5 protein-coding genes and 1 pseudogene are annotated in these 4,876 nt (G+C 65.5%); 1 reads left to right on the forward strand and 5 read right to left on the reverse strand.

Going from position 1 to position 4,876, the window contains the following annotated elements; all coding sequences use genetic code 11:
* The 5 genes and pseudogenes from ACXJL8_RS34105 to ACXJL8_RS34125 all read right to left on the reverse strand — a co-directional run.
* Nucleotides 1-417: pseudogene (locus ACXJL8_RS34105) on the reverse strand (hypothetical protein); the annotation flags it as partial.
* A complete protein-coding gene (locus tag ACXJL8_RS34110; protein WP_456621021.1) occupies nt 414-1,262 on the reverse strand; it encodes an ABC transporter permease in 849 nt (282 codons plus the stop codon). The gene ACXJL8_RS34110 and the pseudogene ACXJL8_RS34105, both read right to left, overlap by 4 nt.
* Entirely contained in the window at nt 1,259-2,068 is an 810-nt protein-coding gene (locus ACXJL8_RS34115) for an ABC transporter ATP-binding protein (protein WP_456621020.1), read from the reverse strand. The genes ACXJL8_RS34110 and ACXJL8_RS34115 overlap by 4 nt, the downstream gene beginning before the upstream one ends.
* Complete coding sequence (locus ACXJL8_RS34120; RefSeq protein ID WP_456621108.1) at nt 2,065-3,033, reverse strand: YVTN family beta-propeller repeat protein; 969 nt, start codon at nt 3,031-3,033, stop codon at nt 2,065-2,067. Before ACXJL8_RS34120 ends, ACXJL8_RS34115 begins: the two co-directional genes overlap by 4 nt.
* A gap of 8 nt (nt 3,034-3,041) precedes the next feature.
* Nucleotides 3,042-4,223, reverse strand: a complete 1,182-nt coding sequence (locus ACXJL8_RS34125) for an ABC transporter substrate-binding protein (protein WP_456621019.1) — start codon at nt 4,221-4,223, stop codon at nt 3,042-3,044.
* A gap of 58 nt (nt 4,224-4,281) precedes the next feature.
* Here ACXJL8_RS34125 and ACXJL8_RS34130 point away from each other — a divergent pair, with 58 nt between their 5' ends.
* Complete coding sequence (locus ACXJL8_RS34130; protein WP_456686376.1) at nt 4,282-4,854, forward strand: DUF3280 domain-containing protein; 573 nt, start codon at nt 4,282-4,284, stop codon at nt 4,852-4,854.
* The last annotated feature ends 22 nt before the right edge of the window (nt 4,855-4,876 follow it).

The following is a 4,876-nucleotide window of genomic DNA, read 5'->3' on the forward strand; positions in this document are numbered from 1 at the left end:
GCGTCGCGCTGCTTGCGGCTGAGCGTCGCGCTGCTTGCGGCTGACCCGTTCGAGCCCGCTCATGACCTGCGAGCGCTGGGCGTTGAGGGTGTCGAACAGGCCGGCGAACAGCAGTTTTGCATTCGCGGTCTTGTCGCTGGCCGAGCCAGCCAGAAATTCCTTCACCGACTTCTCGGCCTCGTCCAGCGGAGTCTTCCGCGCCGCCAGTTTTGAGACCAGCGCGCTGACCTTCGCATCGTCCTTCCATTTGTTCTGCACATCGTCGAGCGGCGGCCCGGCCCAGACAGCGGCAAGCGAGATGTCCGGAACTTTTGCTTGCGTGCAAGGCCAGTCGGGAAAGCGCGGATCGGCGGCGCGGACGGCCGTGCCCGCGACTGCGAGCGCCATAGCAGCCATGGTCACGATCCCTGATCTCATCCTTCGCCTCCCGCAGGGCCTCGCCGCGCCAGCCCGCGCGAGGGATCATAGGCATAGATCGCCCCGATCATGAAGACGATTGTGCAGGTCGCGACCACCGCCAGCGAGATCCAGTTGATCTGTCCGTAGAGCGCGAAGCGGATCAGCTCGACCGCGTGGGTGAACGGATTGGCTTGGCAGACATAGTAGAGATAGGGGCTGCCCTCCTGCACCCGCCAGAGCGGGTAGAGCGCGGAGGAGGCGAAGAACATCGGAAAGATCACGAAGTTCATCACCCCGGCAAAATTCTCGAGCTGCTTGATGCCCGAGGAGATCAGCATGCCGAGCGAGCCCAGCATCAATCCGGACAGGATCAGCGCAGGCAGCACGGTGAGATAACCGATCGGAGGAGGGGTGATGTCCCAGAACCAGGCGATCAGGAGGAAGGCGTAGACCTGGAGCAGCGACACCGCGGTGCCTGCGAGCAGCTTGCAGAACAGCAGGAAACCGCGCGGCAGCGGGCTCACCAGCAGCGTGCGCATGTTGCCCATTTCGCGGTCGTAAACCATCGACAGCGAGGACTGCATGCCGTTGAAGAGCTGGATCATCGCCATCAGCCCCGGCGCGATGAAGACCTCATAGAGGATGTAGGTCTCGTAGGGCGGGATGATGGAGATGCCGAGCACCTGGCGGAAGCCGGCGGCGAAGATGAACAGCCACACCAGGGGGCGCACCAGCGCGGAGACGAAGCGCTCGCGCTGGTGCAGGAAGCGGAGCCCCTCGCGCCAGACGATGCCGGTGAGGCAGGTCATGTACTCGGCAAACGAGAAACCGCGTGGCGTGTCGTGGGCGGTGATGCTGCTCATGCGCCGCCTCCCGGCATCACTTGCGCGCCGGTCAGGCGCATGAAGGCGGTGTTGACGTCCTGTGCGCCGGCCTCGGCAATCACGCTGCCGACCGGCCCCTGCGCCAGCACCTTGCCCTGGTGCAGCACCACGAGATCGTCACTCGCCGTGATCTCGTCGAACAGATGCGTGGCCCAGAGCACGCCGATGCCTTGCTCGGTGACGAGCTGGCGGACGTGGCTGATGATGTCGGCACGTGCCTTGACGTCGAGGCCGACGGTCGGCTCGTCCAGCAGCAACAGGCGCGGCCGGTGCAGCAGCGCGCGTGCGATCTCGAGCCGCCGCATCTGGCCGCCGGAGAGATCGCGCACCTTGCTGCCGGCGCGCTCGGAGAGGCCGATGCGGCCGAGCAATTCGGCGCTGCGCGCGGCAGCCTCGCGGCGGCTGATGCCGTGAAGCGCGGCGTGATAGAGCAGGTTCTGCGTCAGCGACAGATCGAGGTCGAGCGTGCGCGGCTGGAACGCCACGCCGAGCAGCCGCAGCGCCTCGCCGGGGCTCTTGCTGACATCGTGACCGAAAATGCCGACGCGGCCGGACTGGATGCCGAACAGCCGCGTGATCAGCGAGAACAGCGTGCTCTTGCCGGCACCGTTGAGGCCGAGCAGCGCGGTGAAGCTCGCGGGCTGCACGTTGAAGGAGACGTCCATCAGCGCCCGGCGCGGGCCATAGGCATGGCTGACGCGGTCGATCGACAGCGCCGGCACCGCCGCCGTTTCAGGCTTCGGCGCGCTCTCGCGTGGCTCGGCGATGGGAGCGGGACTGGTCATGGCGCGATCGTGATGCCCCAGGGCAATTCGCCCACCTGAATGGTCTTGATCACCTTTTGCGCGGCGACGTCGATCACGGAAACATCGTTCGACACGCCGTTGGTGGTGAGCAGGTATTTTTCGTCCGGCGTGAACGCCATGTGCCAGACCCGCTGCCCGACCAGCAGGTATTTCGTCACCTTGCGCGAGGCGACGTCGACCACGGCGATACGGTTGGCGGGGCCGAGCGCGACGAAGGCGGTCTTGTCGTCCCTGGTCATGCCGATGCCGACCGGCTGGATTGCCTCTTTCCGGAGGCCCGGAATCTCGAAATTGACCTTGCCGATCACCTCGTGCTTTTTGGGATCGATGATCGAGACGGTGCCGCCGATCTCCGAGGACACCCACAATTCGGAAGCGTCGTGCTTGAACTCGGCAAAGCGCGGCCGGGCGTCGACCAGCACGTTGGCGACGATCTGGCGCGACGAGGTGTCGATGAAATGCGCCATGTTGGTCGTCTCGGACGTGTTGATCAGGGTCTTGCCGTCGGGGCTGATGGTCATGCCCTCGGGCTCGACCCCGACCTGGATGTCGCCAAGCCGGGCGCGCTTCTCGAGGTCGATCACGGTCACGGTGTTGTCGTTCTCGTTGGCGACGTAGAGGATCTTGCCGGCGGCGTCCTGGGCGAACAATTCAGGATCGGGCCCGGAGGGCAGGCTGTCCACGACGCTCTGCGTCTTGGCGTCGATCACCTGGATGGTGTCGTCGTCGCCGACCGCGACCATCACGAACTTGCCGTCGCGGGTGAAGTCGATGCCGCGCGGGCGCTGACCGACCTTGATGGTTTTTGTCACCGTCCAGCTCTCGGTGTCGATCACCGAGACCGTATTGCTCTTCTCGTTCGAGACATAGGCGATGAAGGCATGCGCGGGCGCCGCCGCCAGCGCCAGTCCGGACAGCAACCCGACACGCCACATCCGCAACATCCGCGTCCTCACTTCAACTTGCATTTGCTCTCCGGGCGGTCATAGCCGAGCGTGTCGAGCTCCGAGACCTGGTGCAGGAATCCCTCTTGCGGCGACACCGACACCACCATGCGGCCGTCGACCAGCAGGATCGGCTGGCGCAATTGCAGATTCCAGTCGCGCAAGGTCAGCTTCGTGCCCTTGAAGGCGGCGACGGAAAAGTCCGGCCCCTTGATGAAATCGGTGACCTTCTTGACGTCGCCCGAATTGGTGCGCGAGGTGGCCTCGCCAATCATGCGCACCGCGGTCCAGGCCTGCATGTCCAGCGCGGTCATGCGCCGCGAGTTCAGCTTGATGAAGCGGTTCTGCATCTGGATCGCGCCCCACTGGTCCTGCGCCGCGTCCCAGCTGCGCGGCACGAGCCCGGCCGAACCCGCGACGGGGCGCGGATCCCAGGTGCGATAGGGCAGATAGGCCGCGAACACCTCGCTCTCGTCGGCGGCGACCAGCACGTCATAGGCCGGCGCCTGCTGGGTGAAGACGGGTATCTGGCGCTGGATCAGCGTCACACCGCTATCGGTGCGCCGCGCGCCGCCTTTGTCCTCGAACGTGCGTTCCTGCACGATCTTGGCGCCGAACCGCGTCGCGGCGCGCCGCAGCGCATCGGCATAGAGCTTGTCCTCGTCATGCGAGCCGGCCACCAGCAGCCAGCGCTTCCACTGCTTCCACACCAGATATTGGCCGAGCGCATCCGCCAGCATCGACCGCGTCGGCGCGGTGTGGATGACGTTGGCGCGGCAATCGGCCTCGCGCAGCCGCTCGTCGATCGCCCCCGCGTTGAACAGCAGCGTGCCGCGCTCGCGCAGGGCGTCGGCGACCTTCAGCAGCGCATCGGCCGGAAGGTCCGCGACGATGAAGCCGTTGCGCGCGGCGAGGTCGGTCGCGGCCTGGACCACGTCCTCGCCTTCCCTGATGCGGCGCTCCTCCAGCGCAAAACGCTGGTTGAGGAATTTTCCCGTGGTGTTGTTGTCCTCGATCGCGAGGCGCGCGCCGGCGACGCCGTCATTCTCCGCGGGCTGCTCGACCAGCGACAGCGTCGATCTGGTGCCGGCGACGCCGAGATAGCCGACGCCGATCAGGGCAGGGTCCGCCGCCAGGACTTGCGTCGCGGCGAGACTCCAGCCGACCAGGCCGACCAACCATCGGATCATGCTTCCTCCGTAGATCTCCCCGGCTTGACCGCCGGTGGAGAATTGTCTCTCTTGAAGCATGACCGATTTGGCCCGGCTTGCAACCCCGCATTTCGTCCGCGCGCCGCCCGGCGCTGGAATCACGATCATRCGAGCCTTGCTATCGATTATCGCTTTGCTGTTGACGGCGTCAGTCGCGTTCGCCGATCCGCCCAAGCTCGCCGTGTTCGATTTCGAGCTGATCGACACCAGCCTGCCCGGCGAATTCTACGGCTCGAAGCCGGAGCTCGAGCGCCTCGATCGCATCAGCGAGCAGTTGCGCAAGGAACTGGCAGGTTCAGGCAGGTTCCAGCTGCTCGATATCGCGCCGGTCAGGGATGCCGCCCGTCACAGCAATTTGCAGGCCTGCGGCGGCTGCGACCTCAAGCTCGCCGGGCAGCTCGGTGCTGACCTGGAGATCACCGGCATGGTGCAGAAGGTCTCGAACCTGATCATCAACCTCAACATCTATCTGCGCGACGTGAAGACCGGCAACATGATCACGGTCGCCAGCGCCGACATGCGCGGCAACACCGATGAGTCCTGGACGCGCACCATGAGCTATCTGATCCGCAACCGCCTGCTGGCGCCGAACTACGGCAAGCCGGAGTAGGTTCTTCGCCTCTCCCCGCCTG

The sequence above is a fragment of the Bradyrhizobium sp. P5_C11_2 genome (assembly GCF_054049755.1).